This window comes from Enterobacter cloacae complex sp. OE43NF, from assembly GCF_023544405.1.
Lineage (GTDB): Bacteria > Pseudomonadota > Gammaproteobacteria > Enterobacterales > Enterobacteriaceae > Enterobacter > Enterobacter cloacae.
Genome location: NZ_JAMJFW010000009.1, coordinates 50519 through 69174, shown reverse-complemented (window position 1 = coordinate 69174; position 18656 = coordinate 50519). Strand labels below are relative to the sequence as shown.

17 protein-coding genes are annotated in these 18656 nt (G+C 56.2%); 10 read left to right on the top strand and 7 right to left on the bottom strand.

The features are described 5' to 3' along the window. The first annotated feature begins 620 nt into the window (after nucleotides 1-620). From M8370_RS06350 to exaC, 6 genes are all read left to right on the top strand, one after another. Nucleotides 621-977: a DUF3302 domain-containing protein gene (locus M8370_RS06350; RefSeq protein ID WP_013094935.1), complete on the top strand. Its 357-nt coding sequence runs from the start codon at nucleotides 621-623 to the stop codon at nucleotides 975-977. A 2-nt stretch (nucleotides 978-979) separates the two neighbouring features. After that, entirely contained in the window at nucleotides 980-2116 is a 1137-nt protein-coding gene (locus M8370_RS06345; protein ID WP_250020676.1) for an HlyD family secretion protein, read from the top strand. Nucleotides 2117-2205: 89 nt separating this feature from the next. After that, nucleotides 2206-2814, top strand: coding sequence for a glutathione S-transferase (locus M8370_RS06340; RefSeq protein WP_013094937.1), 609 nt, complete (start codon nucleotides 2206-2208; stop codon nucleotides 2812-2814). 103 nt (nucleotides 2815-2917) lie between these two features. Continuing rightward, nucleotides 2918-4303 carry an L-seryl-tRNA(Sec) selenium transferase gene (gene selA / locus M8370_RS06335; RefSeq protein ID WP_040020989.1) on the top strand — a complete coding sequence of 462 codons (1386 nt, stop codon included), beginning with the start codon at nucleotides 2918-2920 and terminating at the stop codon, nucleotides 4301-4303. Then, nucleotides 4300-6147, top strand: a complete 1848-nt coding sequence (gene selB, locus M8370_RS06330; RefSeq protein WP_250020674.1) for a selenocysteine-specific translation elongation factor — start codon at nucleotides 4300-4302, stop codon at nucleotides 6145-6147. Before selA ends, selB begins: the two co-directional genes overlap by 4 nt. Before the next feature lie 86 nt (nucleotides 6148-6233). After that, complete coding sequence (exaC, locus tag M8370_RS06325; RefSeq protein ID WP_020686520.1) at nucleotides 6234-7772, top strand: acetaldehyde dehydrogenase ExaC; 1539 nt, start codon at nucleotides 6234-6236, stop codon at nucleotides 7770-7772. Here the strand turns inward: exaC and M8370_RS06320 are convergent. Beyond that, nucleotides 7769-8734 carry a LysR family transcriptional regulator gene (locus tag M8370_RS06320; protein WP_061771396.1) on the bottom strand — a complete coding sequence of 322 codons (966 nt, stop codon included), beginning with the start codon at nucleotides 8732-8734 and terminating at the stop codon, nucleotides 7769-7771. The genes exaC and M8370_RS06320 overlap by 4 nt on opposite strands. Before the next feature lie 117 nt (nucleotides 8735-8851). Between M8370_RS06320 and M8370_RS06315 the strand changes: the two genes are divergently transcribed. From M8370_RS06315 to M8370_RS06305, 3 genes are all read left to right on the top strand, one after another. After that, nucleotides 8852-9592 (top strand): MipA/OmpV family protein, encoded by a 741-nt coding sequence (locus M8370_RS06315; RefSeq protein ID WP_248076853.1) that lies wholly within the window; start codon nucleotides 8852-8854, stop codon nucleotides 9590-9592. A 210-nt stretch (nucleotides 9593-9802) separates the two neighbouring features. Then, on the top strand, nucleotides 9803-9988 hold the full coding sequence (locus M8370_RS06310; protein WP_071843252.1) for a type II toxin-antitoxin system HicA family toxin: 186 nt from the start codon (nucleotides 9803-9805) through the stop codon (nucleotides 9986-9988). A gap of 14 nt (nucleotides 9989-10002) precedes the next feature. Then, nucleotides 10003-10407, top strand: coding sequence for a type II toxin-antitoxin system HicB family antitoxin (locus M8370_RS06305; protein WP_013094943.1), 405 nt, complete (start codon nucleotides 10003-10005; stop codon nucleotides 10405-10407). 53 nt (nucleotides 10408-10460) lie between these two features. Here M8370_RS06305 and M8370_RS06300 read toward each other — a convergent pair whose 3' ends face one another. Then, the gene (locus M8370_RS06300) at nucleotides 10461-12416 is read right to left on the bottom strand and encodes a glycoside hydrolase family 127 protein (protein WP_250020672.1); all 1956 of its coding nucleotides are present in this window, start codon (nucleotides 12414-12416) and stop codon (nucleotides 10461-10463) included. Between the two features lie 10 nt (nucleotides 12417-12426). Next, entirely contained in the window at nucleotides 12427-13827 is a 1401-nt protein-coding gene (locus tag M8370_RS06295; protein WP_020686524.1) for an MFS transporter, read from the bottom strand. Nucleotides 13828-14051: 224 nt separating this feature from the next. On the opposite strand from M8370_RS06295, the gene M8370_RS06290 reads away from it, so the two are divergent. Beyond that, nucleotides 14052-14870, top strand: coding sequence for a helix-turn-helix domain-containing protein (locus M8370_RS06290; RefSeq protein WP_020686525.1), 819 nt, complete (start codon nucleotides 14052-14054; stop codon nucleotides 14868-14870). Here M8370_RS06290 and araD read toward each other — a convergent pair whose 3' ends face one another. From araD to M8370_RS06270, 4 genes are read right to left on the bottom strand one after another with little or no spacing between them, the layout of a single operon-like run. Then, entirely contained in the window at nucleotides 14871-15566 is a 696-nt protein-coding gene (araD, locus tag M8370_RS06285; RefSeq protein WP_048972676.1) for an L-ribulose-5-phosphate 4-epimerase, read from the bottom strand. It lies immediately after the preceding gene. Beyond that, on the bottom strand, nucleotides 15560-16420 hold the full coding sequence (locus tag M8370_RS06280) for an L-ribulose-5-phosphate 3-epimerase (protein ID WP_020686527.1): 861 nt from the start codon (nucleotides 16418-16420) through the stop codon (nucleotides 15560-15562). Before M8370_RS06280 ends, araD begins: the two co-directional genes overlap by 7 nt. A 2-nt stretch (nucleotides 16421-16422) precedes the next feature. Then, nucleotides 16423-17076: a 3-keto-L-gulonate-6-phosphate decarboxylase UlaD gene (ulaD, locus tag M8370_RS06275; RefSeq protein WP_038418390.1), complete on the bottom strand. Its 654-nt coding sequence runs from the start codon at nucleotides 17074-17076 to the stop codon at nucleotides 16423-16425. Then, nucleotides 17073-18578 carry an FGGY-family carbohydrate kinase gene (locus M8370_RS06270; protein WP_250020670.1) on the bottom strand — a complete coding sequence of 502 codons (1506 nt, stop codon included), beginning with the start codon at nucleotides 18576-18578 and terminating at the stop codon, nucleotides 17073-17075. The genes ulaD and M8370_RS06270 overlap by 4 nt, the downstream gene beginning before the upstream one ends. Nucleotides 18579-18656 lie beyond the last annotated feature (78 nt).

The window sequence follows — 18656 nt, the reverse complement described above, 5'->3', positions numbered from 1 at the left end:
CGAGGTTTATTGTTAATGAGGCGGCAGAGGTAGCCGGGCCCTGTTCTGATGCTGTGAAATCTGGCACTGAATCGTTCAACTGTCCAGACAGCGAAAAATTGTGTGATCACAATCACGTAAATGCAGGGGGTGTGGCGGGAAAAGAGGTGATCTGAATCACAAAACCACAGTCTAAAAAAAACACAATGGGGAGAAAATCGGCAAAACACCCCTGTTTTTGTGATATGTGTCACATTTAGTTGTCGCGAGTTTGTTTCTGAGTTGTGATTTAATTCACAAAAAATTTTTATACGGATTTCTCCGGCTGTGATCGGCGGCAAATTCTGCCTGACGAATGAGCGTCACGATGGTTCTGGGCAACACGCAAAGCTAAAAAACCACTTTTCATGTGTGGTATGGCGAAAAGCGAAAACGTGGATTACGTTCATAATGTAAGGTTAAGTATATTATTATTCAGGATATATTTTGACACGTTTATAAACTTGCATGGAGATATTATAAAAACCGATACTCCCCGGCTCTGAAATAACCAGTCTACCTTTTATGTTTAAAAATAAATTAATTAGGTTGCGTACTGTTTTATTAATTTAATGAGTTGACGTTGTTTAAGTGAGGAGAATATGTTTCTCAACTATTTTGCGCTGGGCGTATTGATTTTTGTTTTTCTGGTTCTGTTTTACGGAATCATCGCCATTCATGACATCCCCTATAACATGGCCAAAAAGCGTAATCATCCCCATGCCGATGCAATCCACACGGCGGGCTGGATTAGCCTGTTTACGCTCCATGCCATCTGGCCGTTCCTGTGGATCTGGGCCACGCTGTACCGGGAAGATCGCGGTTGGGGCATGCAAAACCACATCACCAAACCTGATGAGGTGCCGGGTATGGATGCGCTGGCCAAACGCGTGGCCGAATTAGAACAAAAGCTGGCAGCGGTACAGCCCACTGCTGATACGAAAACGCTGGAGCGCTAATTATGGATCTGTTGATTATTTTGACCTACGTGGCGTTTGCCTGGGCGATTTTTAAAATATTCCGTATTCCGGTCAACCAGTGGACGCTCGCCACCGCCACATTAGGTGGGGTATTTATTGTGGCGGGCCTCATTTTATTAATGAACTATAACCACCCGTATACGTTTACGGCGCAAAAAGCGGTTATTTCCATTCCGATTACGCCGCAGGTGACCGGCGTGGTCAGCGAAGTTACTGATAAAAATAACCAGCTTATTAAAAAAGGCGAAGTGTTATTTAAACTTGACCCGGGCCGCTATCAGGCACGGGTCGACAGACTGCAGGCCGACCTGGTGACCGCGACGCACAATATCGACGTGCTCAAAGCGCAACTGTCGGAAGCAGTAGCCAACACCACGCGCGTGTCCGCCGAGCGGGGCCGTCTGTATAAAGATTACCAGCGCTATCTCAAAGGCAGCCAGGCGAAGGTAAACCCGTTCTCTGAGAGCGATATCGACAACGCGCGGCAGAACTATCTGGCTCAGGACGCGCTGGTAAAAGGCTCAGTGGCGGAACAGACGCAGATCAAAAGCCAGTTAGACAGCATGGTGAACGGCGAACAGTCGCAGATAGCCTCTTTACGCGCCCAGCTGGCCGAAGCCAAATACAACCTGGATCAGACCGTGGTGCGTGCGCCGAGCAATGGCTACATCACTCAGGTGCTGATTCGCCCGGGAACGTATGCCGCCGCGCTGCCGCTGCGCCCGGTCATGGTCTTTATTCCTGAACAGAAACGCCAGATTGTGGCCCAGTTCCGTCAGAACTCGCTGCTGCGTCTGAAGCCGGGCGATGAAGCGGAAGTGGTGTTTAACGCCCTGCCGGGGCAGGTCTTCTCCGGCAAGCTCACCAGCATTCTGCCGGTGGTGCCAGGGGGCTCGTATCAGGCGCAGGGGGCGCTGCAGTCGCTAACGGTAACACCGGGAACGGATGGCGTGCAGGCGCTGATAGAACTGGAGCCTAACGCCGACGTTGATGCGTTGCCGGACGGTATTTACGCGCAGGTGGCGGTCTATTCCGACCATTTCGCGCACGTCTCGGTGATGCGTAAAGTCCTGCTGCGCATGACCAGCTGGATGCACTATCTCTATCTTGATCATTAATCCTCGCCGGGCAGGAATGCGACATGCATACCTGCCCTTTTTTCAGCGCTTGATCCATACTGACTTTTTCTGGCATCAAGGATCAGGCAATGAAACTCATCGGCAGCTACACCAGTCCCTTCGTGCGAAAGATCTCGATTCTCCTGCTGGAGAAAGGGATTGAATTTGAATTCGTTAATGAACAGCCCTATAACGCCGAAAACGGCGTTGCGCAGTACAACCCGCTGGGGAAAGTCCCGGCGCTGGTAACGGACGAGGGCGAATACTGGTTTGATTCCCCGATTATCGCTGAGTACATCGAGTTGCTCGGCGTTGCGCCAGCTATGTTACCGGCAGATCCGAAGGCGGCCCTGGCAGTGAAGCAAATTGAAGCGCTGGCCGATGGCATCATGGATGCGGCGTTAACTTCCGTGCGCGAGCAGGCAAGGCCCGTTGCTCAGCAGTCGGAAACGGAGCTGCTGCGCCAGCGTGAGAAAATCAGCCGCAGCCTGGACAGGTGCGAGCAGCTCATCCAGGAGGGCAAAATAGCAACGGATAGCCTGAATCTGGCGACGATCGCTATCGCCTGCGCCATTGGTTATCTCAACTTTCGTCGCGTCTCCCCTGGCTGGTGCGTCGACCGTCCGCTGCTGGTGAAGCTCGCCGAAACGCTCTTCCAGCGCGAGAGCTTCGCCCGTACCGAACCGCCAAAGGCTTGACGCGGGTTATAACACTTCGCGTCAGGAGGCGGTACAATCCCTCCACATGTTAACTCCCTCTCCCGTCGGGAGGGGGGATGATATTTACTCGCCAGGCGCTTTCATGACTACTCATCACTCCCTGTACAGCCAGATCCCCGCTACCGACCGACTCCTTCGTGAACCCCTTATTCATTCCGCTGTCGAGCGGTTCGGCCATACCGCGACGGTTGAGATGTTACGTCTGCTTCAGGACGAGGCCCGGCGCCATATTCAGGCAGAAAATGCCTTGCCCGGCTGGTGCGTGGCGTGGGAGCAGGAGCTGGAACAGAGGCTGGTTGAGAAAGGGCAAAGCGCGTTGCGCCCGGTGATTAACCTGACGGGGACAGTCCTGCATACCAATCTCGGGCGTGCGCAGCAGGCGGAAGAGGCGGTAGATGCCGTAACGCAGGCCATGCGTTCGCCTGTCACGCTGGAGTACGATCTCGACGGTGCAGGACGCGGGCATCGTGATCGGGCCCTGGCGGATCTGCTTTGCCAGCTCACCGGTGCTGAAGATGCCTGCATTGTGAATAACAACGCGGCGGCGGTCCTGTTGATGCTGGCAGCGACCGCCAGCGGCAAAGAGGTGGTCGTCTCGCGCGGCGAACTGGTGGAGATTGGCGGCGCGTTTCGCATCCCGGACGTGATGCGCCAGGCGGGCTGTACCCTGCATGAAGTGGGTACCACTAACCGGACCCATGCGAAAGATTACCGTGCGGCGGTTAATGAAAACACCGCCCTGCTGATGAAGGTCCACACCAGTAATTATCATATCGAAGGGTTCACTAAAACCGTTGAAGAGGCCGAGCTGGCGGCGATAGGCCAGGAGCTGAATGTGCCGGTCGTTGCCGATCTCGGCAGCGGCTCGCTGGTGGATCTGAGCCAGTATGGTCTGCCGAAAGAGCCGATGGTGCAGGAGATGATTGCGGCGGGCGTTAGCCTGGTCAGTTTTTCTGGTGATAAGCTGCTGGGCGGGCCGCAGGCCGGGATCATCGTCGGTAAGCGTGAATTGATTGCGAAACTGCAGCAGCATCCGCTGAAGCGCGCCCTGCGTGCCGATAAAATGACGCTTGCCGCGCTGGACGCGACGCTGCGGCTCTATCTCCACCCGGAGAAACTGGCGGAACGCCTGCCAACGCTGCGTCTGTTAACGCGTGATGCCGCCTCGATTCGCGCGCAGGCCGAGTTACTGTTGCCCAATGTCGCGTCGCATTACACCGATTTCGACGTGCGCATTGAGTCCTGCCAGTCGCAAATTGGCAGTGGCTCGTTACCGGTGGATCGGCTGCCCAGCGCGGCCCTGACCTTCACCCCGCGCGATGGCCGCGGCAGCAGGCTTGATGCGCTCTCTGCGCGCTGGCGTGCTCTGCCTACGCCGGTTATCGGGCGAATTTACGATGGCCGAATCTGGCTGGATCTACGCTGTCTTGAAGATGAAGAGCGATTTCTGGAGATGCTGTTGAAATGATTATTGCCACCGCCGGTCATGTTGACCACGGAAAAACCACCTTGTTGCAGGCCATCACGGGCGTGCATGCCGATCGCCTGCCGGAAGAGAAAAAGCGCGGTATGACCATCGATCTGGGTTATGCCTACTGGCCGCAGCCCGATGGCCGCGTGCTGGGCTTTATTGATGTCCCCGGACACGAAAAGTTTCTTTCCAACATGCTGGCGGGGGTCGGTGGTATTGACCATGCCCTGCTGGTGGTGGCCTGTGATGACGGCGTTATGGCGCAAACGCGTGAACACCTGGCGATCCTGCAGTTGACGGGCAACCCACAGCTAACCGTGGCGCTGACCAAAGCCGATCGTGTGGACGCGACGCGTATTAACGAGGTGCGCGAGGCGGTGGAGGCCACGTTGCGCGAATATGGCTTTACCGATGCTGCGCTGTTTGAAACAGTCGCCACAGAAGGGCGCGGGATCGACGCACTTCGCCACCATTTGCAGCAGCTTTCGTCGCGGGAACATGCCGGCCATCATCGCTTTCGTCTGGCCATCGACAGGGCGTTTACCGTTAAAGGTGCAGGTCTGGTGGTGACCGGTACCGCCCTGAGTGGGGAAGTGAAGGTGGGCGATACCGTATGGCTGACGGGTATTAACAAACCGATGCGGGTGCGCGGGTTGCATGCACAAAACCAGCCCGTTGATCATGCCCATGCCGGGCAGCGTATCGCCCTCAATATTGCCGGCGATGCGGAGAAAGCGCAGCTAAACCGCGGCGACTGGCTGCTGTCTGAGGCGCCGCCAGAACCGTCTGAGCGGGTGATTGTCTCCCTGCAGACGCATATCCCGCTCAGTCAGTGGCAGCCGCTGCATATCCACCATGCGGCCAGCCATATCACCGGGCGCGTGTCGCTGCTGGAAAACGATCTCGCTGAACTGGTTTTCGATACGCCACTCTGGCTGGCAGATAATGACCGTCTGGTGCTGCGTGATATCTCGGCGCGAGAAACGCTGGCCGGGGCGCGGGTGGTGGCGCTCAATCCGCCGCGTCGCGGGAAGCGTAAACCGGAGTATTTGCAGTGGCTGTCGGCACTGGCGCAGGCCAGTAACGACAAGGCTGCGCTGGAGGTGCATCTTGAACGCGGTGCGGTGAACCTGACCGACTTCGCCTGGGCACGACAGCTCAGCAACGAAGGCCTCCTCCCGCTGACCCAGCAGCCGGAATTTATCCAGGCCGGTAATAACCTGCTGAACGCGCCGGTTGCGGCGTGCTGGCAGCGAAAAGTGTTAAACACGCTTGCCACCTACCATGAACAGCATCAGGATGAACCTGGCCCGGGGCGCGAGCGCCTGCGTCGTATGGCGCTGCCAATGGAAGACGATGCGCTGGTGCTGTTGCTGATAGAAAACATGCGTGAAAGCGGCGTGATCAAAAGCCACCACGGCTGGCTGCATCTGCCGGATCACAAAGCCGGGTTCACCGCAGAGCAAGAGGCAATCTGGCAAAAAGCGGCCCCTCTGTTTGGCGATGAGCCCTGGTGGGTTCGCGATCTCGCCCGTGAAACGAATACCGACGAGCAGGTGATGCGCCAGGTATTGCGCCATGCCGCGCAGCAGGGGCTCATCGTTGCGATCGTGAAAGATCGTTATTACCGCAACGATCGTATCGTCGCGTTTGCCAGCCTGATCCGCGAACTGGATCAGGCGCGAGGCTCCACCTGTGCGGCTGATTTCCGCGATCGTCTGAACGTGGGGCGAAAGCTTGCCATTCAGATCCTGGAATATTTCAACCGCATCGGTTTTACCCGCCGTCGCGGTAACGACCATTTATTACGGGATTCGTTGCTCTTTCCAGAAACAGCGTGACCCCTGTCGTAAACACCACTCCCGGCTGGCGATAAAATCACCAGCCGGTACTACCCTTGTTGTACACCAACAGCAAGGAGACGGTCATGACAAACAATCCTCCCTCTTCACGCATTCAGCCAGGCGAGTACGGTTTCCCTCTCAAGCTAAAACCCCGTTATGACAACTTTATTGGCGGCGACTGGGTGGCACCCGTCGACGGCGAATACTATTCCAACCTGACTCCCGTCACCGGCCAGCCGCTGTGCGAGATAGCCAGCTCAGGCAAGCGCGATATCGATCTGGCGCTGGATGCGGCGCATAAAGCCAAAGATAAATGGGGACAGACTTCCGTGCAGGACAGGGCGGCGATCCTGTTCAAAATTGCCGACCGGATGGAGCAAAATCTTGAGTTGCTGGCGACGGCAGAAACCTGGGATAACGGCAAGCCGATCCGTGAAACGATGGCGGCCGATGTGCCGCTGGCGATTGACCACTTCCGCTATTTTGCCTCCTGTATTCGTGCTCAGGAGGGGGGAATTAGTGAAGTCGATAGCGACACCGTGGCGTATCACTTCCACGAGCCGCTGGGCGTGGTGGGGCAGATTATCCCGTGGAACTTCCCGCTGCTGATGGCGAGCTGGAAAATGGCGCCCGCGCTGGCGGCCGGGAACTGCATTGTGCTGAAACCGGCCCGCTTAACGCCGCTTTCAGTACTGCTGCTGATGGACATTATCGGTGACCTGCTGCCCCCGGGGGTGATTAACGTGGTCAACGGGGCCGGGGGGGAGATTGGGGAATATCTGGCGACCTCAAAACGCATCGCCAAAGTGGCGTTTACCGGCTCGACGGAAGTGGGTCAGCAGATCATGCAGTACGCCACCCAGAACATCATTCCGGTGACGCTGGAGCTGGGCGGAAAATCCCCGAACATCTTCTTCGAGGACGTGATGGCGGAAGAGGACGCCTTCTTCGATAAAGCGCTGGAAGGGTTTGCGCTGTTTGCCTTTAACCAGGGCGAAGTCTGCACCTGCCCAAGCCGCGCGCTGGTGCAGGAGTCCATCTATGAGCGCTTTATGGAACGGGCCATTCGCCGCGTGGAGTCGATCCGCAGCGGTAACCCGCTAGATAACGTGACGCAGATGGGCGCGCAGGTGTCGCATGGACAGCTGGAAACCATCCTTAATTACATTGATATCGGCAAAAAAGAAGGGGCGGATGTCCTGACCGGTGGACGCCGTAAAGTGCTCGGCGGCGATCTGCAGGAAGGGTATTACCTTGAGCCGACCATACTGTCTGGCAAAAACAATATGCGCGTTTTCCAGGAGGAAATTTTTGGACCGGTGCTGGCCGTGACCACCTTCAAAACGATGGAGGAGGCGCTGGAGATTGCCAACGATACGCCGTATGGCCTGGGGGCAGGCGTCTGGAGCCGCAACGGCAATCTGGCGTATAAAATGGGCCGGGGGATCCAGGCCGGACGCGTATGGACCAACTGTTATCACGCCTACCCGGCGCACGCGGCCTTTGGGGGCTATAAGCAGTCAGGCATCGGGCGTGAAACGCACAAAATGATGCTGGAGCATTATCAGCAGACGAAATGCCTGCTGGTCAGCTACTCCGATAAACCGCTGGGGCTGTTCTAGTCATCCAGCTCAGGCCGTCCGTGGGCGGCCTGAGCTATTTGCTGGCGAAGATTATTCAGGACGCCATCCAGAACATATTGCACGCGCCATGGCTGGTATTCACGCTTGCGGAAGATGGCCGTCAGATCCAGCCACCACTCTTCCTGATGCGGGAAGCAGGGAACAAGTGAACCGTTTTTTAACTCTTTTCTCAGGCTCTCTTTCGGCGCAAAGACGATACCGAGATTATTCCTCGCCAGCTCCAGGGCAGTTTGCGTATTGTCGCAAATATAATTCCCGGTAACCCGGTAATCCTGTACATCATCACTGCCATGAACGCGGAACCGCCAGATGTTAGCATCATCCACCAGCATGGAGTCGATTAGAATACAGGAGTGATGAATTAAATCTTCCGGGCCGTTTAACGGGTGCTGATTTAAATACTCCTCGGTCGCGAAGGCGGTAACGGAATATTGGGTTAATACACTTGCGACCAGACTTTCATCTTTCGGCTGAGCATAGGTAATTAAAATATCGCAGTCATCCGGAAAGGTCACCCCCTCAGAAAATTCATTGCGATCCAGATTGTATGTTTTCAACGAAATACGAATATCGCCAATGTCTTTTATCTGGTGGATCACATGACGAGAGAGATAGGTCACGATGCCTGTCGGGGCGTAAATCGTCACCTTTCCACGCTTTTCATGCTTATAATCGGCAATAAAATTAATAAGCTGACTATTTTTATCCAGCGTGGCGTTCACGTAAGGAAGCAAGGCCTCACCAAACTGCGTTAGCGCAAGCTGACGGGTGGTGCGCTCAAAGACCTTGAGACCGACTCGTGTTTCAAAATCAGAGAGATATTTACTGACGTTGGCCTGTGCCATGCCCAGCAGGGCGGCGGCGTCGCCAATGCTGTGGGTGGCGGCGATGACGGAAATTATTTTTAATTCGCGGGGTTTTAGTTGTAATTTATTCATCATGCCCACCCATCTATATGATTTTATATATAATATTATATAAACAGCGGCGTTGCATACGCAAATTTGTAACCATTATTATTCGCCTCGCTTGTTCGGCGTTTAAATGGATTACATGGAATGACTATTAAAAACAATTTACTCATCGCTGCCACGTTATTTGCGACCTCATCCGCAATGGCCGGTGACTTTTCACTTGGCGCGGGGGCTGTATTTAATGAGTCACCTTATAAAGGGTATAATGAAAATACCACCGCGGTTCCGTTAATTAGCTATGAAGGTGACCGATTCTATGTGCGCCAGACCACAGGTGGATGGATCCTGTGGAAAGACGAAAAAAATGAATTTAGCCTGACCGCGTCGTGGATGCCGCTGCATTTTGATCCCGACGATAACGACGACCCTCAGATGAAACATCTGGATGAGCGTAAAGCGTCTGCTTTCCTGGGTGGCGCCTATTACCGCCATGAAAACTGGGGCTCGCTGAAAATTGCCGTTTCCGGCGATGCGATGGATGAAAGCGGTGGCGTAGTCGGTGAGATTTCGTACTTCCGCCCCATCCGCATGGAACGCCTCACGCTGACGCCATCTGTGGGCATTTTCTACAGTGACGAGAGCTATAACGACTACTACTACGGGGTTTCCGGCAGCGAGTCTCGCCGCTCAGGTCTCAATGAATACGCCGCCGGTGACAGCTGGACGCCATACGTGGGTCTGGCGGCAAAATATCAGTTAACCCAGAACCTGTTCCTTAACGCCAGCGCGGTATATACCGTATTGCCTGACGACGTGAAGAACAGCCCGATGATCGACCGCGACGACAGCTTTGCGCTGATGACCGGGCTGAGCTGGCGCTTCTGATGCTGTAAAGCCGGGTGGCGGCTTCACCTTACCCGGCGTTGTGATAGCGCCTGTATTTCGATCTGCAATTTACCTGTTCCGCCTTTCTTTTTGCGTTGCTCCTTCCTGTTCAGACAAAACCCGGCTGCGTTTGCATTTCCTTTCGTCTATTGTCATCTGCACCAGTAGCTATGGTGTGTATGATGTGTATAATCATGGAAGGATTGGAATGTGAAAAGTGCGGATGTCATTACTGTTCTGGTCAGGCATGGCTGGAAATGTGTAAGAACGAAAGGAAGCCATCATCAGTTTCGCCACCCAGTACATGCGGGGTTGGTGACCGTTCCACATCCCAAAAAGGACATAAAACCCGGCACCCTCGCGCAAATCTGGCGGCAGGCGGGAATCAAACACTGATATCAGGAGTAGTTATGTTTTATCCGGCTTACATTCATTCTGATCCCGACGGTAGCGCCAGCGGTTTTTTTCCTGACGTTCCTGGTTGTTTTTTTGCCGGCAATTCTCTGGATGATGCTTTTCAGGATGCACGTGATGCACTGACAGCTCACTTCGAAGCGCTATTTGAAATGGATGAAGAGTTACCTCTCCCTGGCAATGTTGAAGCACATCTTGAAGCCACACCGGGTGATTTTATCGGCGGACAATGGTTGCTTGTAGATATCAATATGAAGCAATTCGACGGTAAGGCCGAGCGTATCAATATCACCCTGCCTCGTCGATTGCTGGTGAAAATTGATTCTTTTGTGAATGAGCATCCGCAGTTTAGTAACCGAAGCGCTTTTCTTGCTGAGGCAGCGCGTCGCGTGCTGCCTTAACGATCCCTCTCCCGTGGGAGAGGGTTGGGGTGAGGGCATCAGGCCGCAGATATTCAGTCCTCATCCACCCAAATGCGCATTTCCCCTTCTCCCCGGTTAGCCCAGCTAAACCACGGAATAAAGGTCAACGTTTTGGGTTGACGTTGCACCGCAGGACGGTCGTACTGCCATAACGCCTCCGATCCCGCTTCTGCGGCGTCATGCGTGACACCTTCCGCCTGAATCAGCATCTTATGAGCGAAAATTCCTTTACCCTCGAAAACCCGGAATTCACTGTCGGCAGGCAGAGCAAGATTATGCAGGTTGGCGCCATTGTCGGCTTCTTCAAGGCAGTAGACCAGCGGACCGCGCTGCAGCGCGACCTTTCCGGCCTGCTGACGAACCTGTGGGTGACCGTACACGCGGCGGACCGGCATCGGTAAGGTTAGCGTGAGCGTATCGCCCTCCTGCCAGCGACGGGTGAGGTGAAGATAGCCCCGTGATACCTCGCCCGTCATGCCTTCTCCGTTCAGCGACACGTGAGGATTTGCGCACCAGTCCGGCAGTCGCAGGGCCAGGGTGTGCGTCACCGGTACGGGCGAGACGATCTCAATGTTGACCTCTTCCTGCCACGGATAATTACCGCTGATCCGCAGCTTAAGCGTCTCATCGCCCACCGGGATGGTGACCTCATTCCCTACGTAGAGATTAATGAAAAGCGCATCCGGGCGAACGGTGTAAATGTAATGCCCCAGCGACGTCAGCACGCGGGCGATATTCGGCGGGCAACAGGCGCAGCCGAACCAGCGCTGACGAACCGGTTTGACGTGGTCATAGATGTGGTTAAAGGCCAGCGTCCTGGGGTGCACTTCCAGCGGGTTAACATAGAAGAAATGTTTACCGTCCAGCGCCATGCCGCCCAGCACCGTGTTGTACAGGGCGCGCTCCATCACGTCGGCGTAGCGGCTATCCGCCTCCATCTCCAGCATCCGACGGGCAAACATCATCAGGCCAATCGAGGCGCAGCTTTCGGCATACACCGTATCGTTGGGCAGATCGTAATCACTGCTGAAGGCTTCTCCGCTACTTTGCGAACCAATCCCGCCGGTAATGTACAGCTGGCGCTGCGCCATGTTGTTCCACAGGCGTAAGCAGTCCTGACGTTTTGCGTCGTCTTTGCTCAGACGGGCCAGGTGTGCCATACCCGCCATCAGGTAGACAAAACGCACCGCATGGCCAATCGCTGTTTGTTGTTCAGCAAGTGGTTGATGCGCCTGGCTGTAAGCTTTGTCCTTGACCATCCATGCCGGGCCGTAGGTGTGCCAGTACGATGTTCTGCCGCGCTTCTCGTATTCAATATCATAGAAGTGAGGCTGCGTACCGCGCGCCTCAATGAAGTATTTCACCAGGTTCAGGTAGCGTGGCTCCTGAGTAACGTCGTACAACCGCATCAGCGCCAGCTCGATTTCCGGGTGGCCCGGATAGCCGTGAAGCTGGCCTTCCCGGGGGCCGAAAACGGTGTCGATATGATCTGCCAGTTTACACACCACCTCCAGCAGTCGGCGTTTTCCGGTGCCCTGAAAATACGCCACGCCAGCTTCGATCATATGCCCGGCGCAGTAAAGTTCGTGGCACTCGGCCAGATTTGTCCAGCGTTCGTCGGGCGCTTTGACGGTGAAGTACGTATTGAGATAACCATCTTCACACTGTGCCGCGGCGATCAGTTCAATCACCTCATCGGCGGTTTTTTCCAGTTCAGCATCGGGTTTCTGACACAGCGACCACGCCACGGCTTCCAGCCATTTCGCCACGTCACTGTCCTGAAATACCATGCCGTAGAACTCACCTTCTTCAAGACCTGCCGCAATGCGGAAGTTGGTGATGGCATGACTGGGCTCGGCTTCTGCCACTCGATCGTTGAGCGCATCCCACTGATAGGGGATGACCACATCACGCACCAGCCGCTGATACTGGCCAAGAAACGGATCGTTGATTTTCAGGTTATGCAGGTCGGCTTCCATTATGGACATCACGTTCTCCTCAGGACGGTACATGACGCTGGCGCAAATCGGTGGCAATGCGCGACATCATCGGATTGTTGAGCCTGCACCAGCGGATTGAGACCGCCAGCAGCAGGTGGAAAAGGGCAGGGAGCAGCGTCTCCATGGCGGTAATGCCCTGCAGCGAGGCGGGCGTCTGGTTACCCGCTCCCGGCTGATAGGCGACGGCGATAAACACCAGGCTGATGATCCCGGCGCTGGAGGCCCACGCCAGCTTGATGAAAAACAGGTTGAAGGCGAAGTTCATGCCCGACGATCGCACGCCGGTCTTCCACTCGCCGTAGTCGTCGGCAAAAGCCATCAGCGAGAAGTGCAGCGGCAGGGTAAAGCCCAGGATGACGCCGTTACTCAGAATTACGATCAGCCAGAGCGTCTGATGCGCCGGGCCGCCGGGCAGGAACCACATGCCAGCCGCGATCGCGGCGAGCACCAGGTTGGTGTAGTAGTAGAGTTTGACCGTATCAATACGGCGAGAGAGGGGGCTGACGATCACCGCCCCAAGGATCGCTGCGAAGGTCACCATGGTGAAAAACAGCGAGGTGTAGGCGGTGCTGCCCTGAAGCACATAGGTGATGAAGTACATGTATCCGCCGCCACGGATATTGAAGACGTTGATCAGCAAAAACGACATCACCAGCATCAGCAGCAGCTGGTCATTTTTACGCAGCCCTGCCAGGTGTTCGCGCAGGGTGAATTTACCCATCAGCGCCAGTGGGACGCGTTCACGGACCCAGAAGAAGCAGCAGAGAAACATCACCACGGCGAGGGTGCACAGGACGCCAACGCCCAGCTGATAACCCCGGGCGGCGTTGCCTTGCCCCAGCGCTGCCACCAGCCACGGCAGGCCGACGGAGACCAAAAATCCCGCAACGCCGCACAGCACAAAGCGCCATGACTGGCAGGAAATGACCTCGCTGTGGCGGGTGGTCATGGTGTTGATCAGCGCGCAGTAGGGCACGTTGATGGCGGTATAGCCGACGGACAGCAGCAGGTAGGTGCCGAATGCCCACGCAATTTTCACGCCCATGCTGGCTTCAGGTACGGTGAAGGTCAGCACGCCGATGATGCCAATAGGGAATGCCACCCACAGCTGCCAGGGACGAAAGCGCCCCCATCGGCTTTGGGTGCGGTCAGCAATCACGCCCATGACAGGGTCAGAAATCGCGTCAAATACGCGCAGGGCAATAAACAGCGTGCCGACAAGCGCCGGGGTCAGGCCAAAAATATCGGTATAGAAAAAGGTCAGGAAATTCATTATCAGACAGGTAATGACCGTGCCGCCCGCGTCGCCCAGGCCGTAGCCAATTTTCTCGCGAACGGACAAACGTTCTTCTCTCACCCGTTGTGCAACGTCAGACTCGGTAATCGGTGTGGAAGTCATGAGATAACTCCTCGGTAATCGATTTTTATCGTATTTGTGCAAGGTACCTCATTCATTCTGCACTGAACGCAAAGGGCAACAAGGGAAGGGAAAAGTATAAAAAGATGACGATTCCGACCTGATGAAGAAAGTGTGAGTTTGATCGGGCAGCTATAACGTAAATTGTTAATAATCAATGGATAAGTCAATTAAATGCGGCAATAAAAGCGGAATGGTGAATATCCATGCTCGAATTATCCATAGCGCTTCCGATTAAAGTGCAAAACGGCGGATTGTTTATTTCGCGGGGTGTGGGTCGCCACCCGGCGCGTAAATTAACGTCGTGGGAAATCATTTTCGTCGAAAAGGGGACATTAACGATCCAGGAGGAGAACCGTCTTTTTGAGGTGAAGGCGGGGGAGAGTTTATTGCTCTGGCCGAAGCGGCGGCATGTGGGTACAGAAGATTTTCCGGCCGATCTGCGATTTTACTGGCTGCATTTTGAGGTGAAACCTGGGCCTTCCGCTTTGCCGGAGGCTTCTCCGCTGACCATTGAACAACACTGCTGCGTGAGGGATGTCCCGTCGGTGATTGCGCTTTTTCGCCAGTTCCTCAGCGAGCAGGAAAAATTACAGCGCAGCGTGGCGCTGGAAATGCTTTTGCTACTGATTTTGCAGCAAATATCCCTCTCAGCAGGGTATGAGGACCGCCCCGATGAGGCCGGTGCAGCACTGGCCTGGAAGGCAAAACAGCTTATTCGCACGCAGTTTCATTTACCGCTCTCCACCTCGCTGCTGGCAAAATCGCTGCACTGTAATGCCGATTACCTCGGGCGCGTGTTTCGTCGGACATTTCATTTAACCCTGACGGAGGCGATTCATCGCCAGCGCGTCAGGGCGGCAGAAAAAATGCTGCTGAATGACTCAGCGTCATTAACGGAAGTGGCCACCCGCTGCGGTTTTAACGACGTGGGGTATTTCCGGCAGATATTTTCGAAGCATACCGGGTTAACGCCCGCCGTCTGGAAACGGCGGTACTGTAAAGAACACATTAATTCCGGTTGATCACTGCCCGTAATAGGCATGCGCACCGTGCTTGCGCAGATAATGTTTGTCGAGCAGTTCCTGCTGCATAACCGGAAGCTGCGGCGCAAGCTGGCGCGAAAACAGGCCCATGTACGCGCACTCTTCCAGCACCACGGCGTTGTGTACCGCATCGGCGGCATCTTTACCCCAGGCGAACGGGCCGTGGGAGTGCACCAGCACTGCGGGGATCTGCATGGGGCTGATGTCGCGCTCTTCAAAGGTTTTGATGATCACTTCACCGGTCTGATACTCGTAGTCTCCTGCGATCTCCGCCGTGGTCATCCGCCGCGTGCAGGGGATCGCGCCGTAGAAGTAGTCCGCGTGCGTCGTGCCCCATGCGGGCAGATCCTGACCTGCCTGAGACCAGATGGTGGCATGGCGGGAATGGGTATGGACGATGCCGCCAATCTCCGGGTAGCGACGGTACAGCGCAAGATGGGTAGGCGTGTCTGACGACGGTTTCATGCTGCCCTCGACTACCTCACCGGTGGCGATATTCACCACCACCATATCCTCCGCCGTCATCACGTCATACTCCACGCCGGACGGTTTGATCACCATCAGACCGCTGTCGCGATCCACCGCGCTGACGTTACCCCAGGTGAAGGTCACCAGCTGGTGGGCGGGCAGTGCCAGGTTGGCTGCCAGCACCTCGGCTTTGAGTTGTTCTAACATGTCATGCCTCCTTCCTGCATACGGGCTTCAATCCAGCGGCGCGCCTGGATAATCTCCAGCACCGGCTCTTTTGCTTTTTCGGTCCACATTTCAATCAGAAACGCGCCGCGGTAGTTCAGCTTATTGAGCGTATTAAACACGCCAACGAAATCGACGCAGCCCTCGCCAAACGGCACGTCGCGGAACTGTCCTGGGCTTTGTGCCGTGACGGGCTGGGTATCTTTCAGGTGAATTGCCGCGATGCGGTCAATGCCCAGCGTCAGTTCGGCGGCCACATCGTTACCCCACGCGCTGAGGTTGCCGACATCCGGGTAAACGCTAAACCACGGCGAGGCCAGCATCTCGTCCCACTTTTTCCATTTGCTGATGGAGTTCATAAACGCGGTGTCCATGATCTCAACGGCCACCATCACCTGTGCGGCGGCGGCCTGCTCGACCGCCCATGCCAGCCCTTCGGCGAAGCGTTGCCGGGTGCCTTCATCATGCTCTTCGTAATACACGTCATACCCGGCCAGCTGGATGGTGCGAATACCCAAATCACGCGCCAGTTTAATGGCGCTGGACATGATCTCGCGGGCGCGGGCGCGCACGGTTTCGTCCCGGCTGCCAAACGGGAAGCGGCGGTGGGCAGACAGGCACATGGAGGGGATCGACACACCTGTCTCCAGCATCGCTTCCACCAGCGATGCACGCTGTGTGGTGCTCCACGCCAGGCGCGACAGGCGTTCGTCCGTTTCATCTACCGACATTTCAACAAAATCAAAGCCACAGCTTTTTGCCAGCACCAGGCGCTCCGGCCAGGTGAGGGATTTCGGCAGCGCTTTTTCGTAAATACCTAATGGATGCTGACGCATGATTACGCTCCCCAGATGTCGCGGATTTGCGAATGGAAGGCCTCGGCCACCTGCGGTGGATTGGCAGCGCCTGCCAGTGCGCGACCGGCGATAAAGGCTTTGACGTTGATCTGCTTAAACAGCGGCAGGTCGGCCGGGGTGATGCCGCCGGTGACGGACAGCTGCAAACCAATGTCGGAGAGCGCCTTCATTCGGGCGAGATCTGCCTCACCCCACTGCTGACCGCTGGCCTGCGCGTCGCGTCCCCGGTGGTAGATGGCCTGCTTCACGCCGATGCGGTGCCAGGCGCGGGCATCGTCCAGCGTCCAGTTGCCAAACAGCTCCATCTGAATTTCCCCACCGCAGCGCAGCGCCACCGCGTGACCTTTTTCAACTGTGGCCAGCGGCGCGGCGCAGATGATGGTCATCCAGTTCGCGCCTGCGCCAAACGCCTGTTCTGCCAGCGTTTCTCCGGCGTCGGCCACCTTCCAGTCCGCCACGAGGGTTTTCCCTGGACACTGCTCGCGTAACGCACGCACGGCGTTAAGCCCTTCGGTCAGACATAAAATGGTGCCCGCTTCGATAATATCGACGTGATCGGAAAGCCTGGCGACATCGCGCTGGGCAGCCTGAAGTGAGGTGTGGTCGAGCGCCAGCTGCAGTAATGGTCGGCTCATAGGTCGTGCTCCTTAACACGGGCGTGATAACCCTGTAGTGCTGAAATCAGTAACTGGTAGCGCTGATACTTGCGCTGATAGGCCGCATGGGCGTGCATGTCGGGTTCAATGATCCGAATGTCGTGTCTGAGCGCGTGCTGCGCTGCGTAAAAATCGGCATAAACGCCGGTGCCGACCAGGGCGGCCAGCGCCGCGCCGGAACAGCCAGTCTCTTCCACCTGCGGGAGCGCAATTGCCAGACCGCTGACATCCGCCAGCATCTGCATCCATACGTCAGAGTGGGTCGGGCCGCCGGTGACGCGCAGTGCCTGTACGTCGGTAAAGCGTTCGAGCATGCGGTTTAGATGGGTCATATGGCTGAACACCACGCCTTCGTAAACTGCCTGTAAAAGATGCGCGCGAGTGTGCAACGCCTGCATGCCGTAGAAGCCGCTCGTCATCTCCAGCCCGGCGTTGCTGCCATAGAGAAACGGCAGAAAGAACAGATCGCTTTCGGCTTTCGGCAGGCTGGCCACGGCGCGGTTGATCTCGCTGAAAGACATTTCTCCCCACTGGGCGGTCAACCACTCAAGGTTGCCGGAAGAGGTGGGGCTGGCTTCGTGGACAATGTACTGCTGCGGGTGGACGTAACGCCCATAGACATAGGGATGCGGTTCGTTGTCCCGAAGCGCATTGGCAATCCCGCTGGTGACGGCCCAGGTGCCCATGACGGCGTTCAGCGTATGTTCGTCGTGCAGTCCGGCACAGATCGCGGTGGAAACCACATCAAACAGCCCACCAACGACGGGGGTTCCCGCCGCGAGACCGGTAAGTGCGGCAGCCTGAGCGGTGATTTCCCCGCAGATTTCTGCTGAACCGACAACGGGGGGCAGAGCGTTGTCGATTTCACTGATACCCAGCCAGCGCGTGAGCTGCGGATCGTACTGGCCGGTGTTCATGTTGTAGAGATTGGATTCAGAGATGTTGCTCTCTTCGCAGCCTTTTACGCCGGTGAGGCACCAGCGCAGGTAGTCGTGTGCCATCATCACGCAGCCAATCTGCTGATAGCGTTGTGGCTCATTCTCTTTGACCCAGCGCAGAAGAGAGGCCGGATGCCCGGTCCAGAGCGTCTGTCGCGTGTGCGGATAGAGTTTTTCGGGAATACCGTCCTGCTGCCAGCGCTGCACGATGTCCAGTGCCCGACGGTCTGAGGAGAGCATCGCATTGCCCAGAGGACGATCCTGTTTATCGAGTAGAAACAGCCCCTTGCCCTGCGCTGAAATGCCCACGCCTTTGATCTGCTCGCCGCTAACCCGGGCGTTGTTGAGCAGAAGAGCGACGGTGGTGTGACACTGCTGCCACAGCTGGTTCATGTCCCGCTCCGCATAGCCTGCTCGCGGGCTGAGCGTGGCAACCGTGCGGCGTTCAATACAGACCTCTTTGCCCTCGCGGGTGTATAAACCGGCTTTCAGATAAGTACCGCCACAATCGATACCCAGCCAGAAGGGTTCTTTTTCACTCATCTTTGACTCTCTCGTCTTGCTTCCTCTCCCCGTGGGAGAGGGCGGGGGTTCTCGTCTTGCTCCCTCTCCCTGTGGGAG

Bases quoted from the DNA above. Each gene is read 5' to 3' on its own strand.
- selA (WP_040020989.1), top strand. From the start codon at position 2,918: ATGACTACTCATCACTCCCTGTACAGCCAGATCCCCGCTACCGACCGA.
- exaC (WP_020686520.1), top strand. From the start codon at position 6,234: ATGACAAACAATCCTCCCTCTTCACGCATTCAGCCAGGCGAGTACGGT.
- M8370_RS06340 (WP_013094937.1), top strand. From the start codon at position 2,206: ATGAAACTCATCGGCAGCTACACCAGTCCCTTCGTGCGAAAGATCTCG.
- M8370_RS06270 (WP_250020670.1), bottom strand. From the start codon at position 18,578: ATGAGTGAAAAAGAACCCTTCTGGCTGGGTATCGATTGTGGCGGTACT.
- araD (WP_048972676.1), bottom strand. From the start codon at position 15,566: ATGTTAGAACAACTCAAAGCCGAGGTGCTGGCAGCCAACCTGGCACTG.
- M8370_RS06320 (WP_061771396.1), bottom strand. From the start codon at position 8,734: ATGATGAATAAATTACAACTAAAACCCCGCGAATTAAAAATAATTTCC.
- M8370_RS06315 (WP_248076853.1), top strand. From the start codon at position 8,852: ATGACTATTAAAAACAATTTACTCATCGCTGCCACGTTATTTGCGACC.
- M8370_RS06350 (WP_013094935.1), top strand. From the start codon at position 621: ATGTTTCTCAACTATTTTGCGCTGGGCGTATTGATTTTTGTTTTTCTG.
- M8370_RS06290 (WP_020686525.1), top strand. From the start codon at position 14,052: ATGCTCGAATTATCCATAGCGCTTCCGATTAAAGTGCAAAACGGCGGA.
- M8370_RS06295 (WP_020686524.1), bottom strand. From the start codon at position 13,827: ATGACTTCCACACCGATTACCGAGTCTGACGTTGCACAACGGGTGAGA.
- M8370_RS06345 (WP_250020676.1), top strand. From the start codon at position 980: ATGGATCTGTTGATTATTTTGACCTACGTGGCGTTTGCCTGGGCGATT.
- ulaD (WP_038418390.1), bottom strand. From the start codon at position 17,076: ATGAGCCGACCATTACTGCAGCTGGCGCTCGACCACACCTCACTTCAG.
- selB (WP_250020674.1), top strand. From the start codon at position 4,300: ATGATTATTGCCACCGCCGGTCATGTTGACCACGGAAAAACCACCTTG.
- M8370_RS06305 (WP_013094943.1), top strand. From the start codon at position 10,003: ATGTTTTATCCGGCTTACATTCATTCTGATCCCGACGGTAGCGCCAGC.
- M8370_RS06280 (WP_020686527.1), bottom strand. From the start codon at position 16,420: ATGCGTCAGCATCCATTAGGTATTTACGAAAAAGCGCTGCCGAAATCC.
- M8370_RS06300 (WP_250020672.1), bottom strand. From the start codon at position 12,416: ATGTCCATAATGGAAGCCGACCTGCATAACCTGAAAATCAACGATCCG.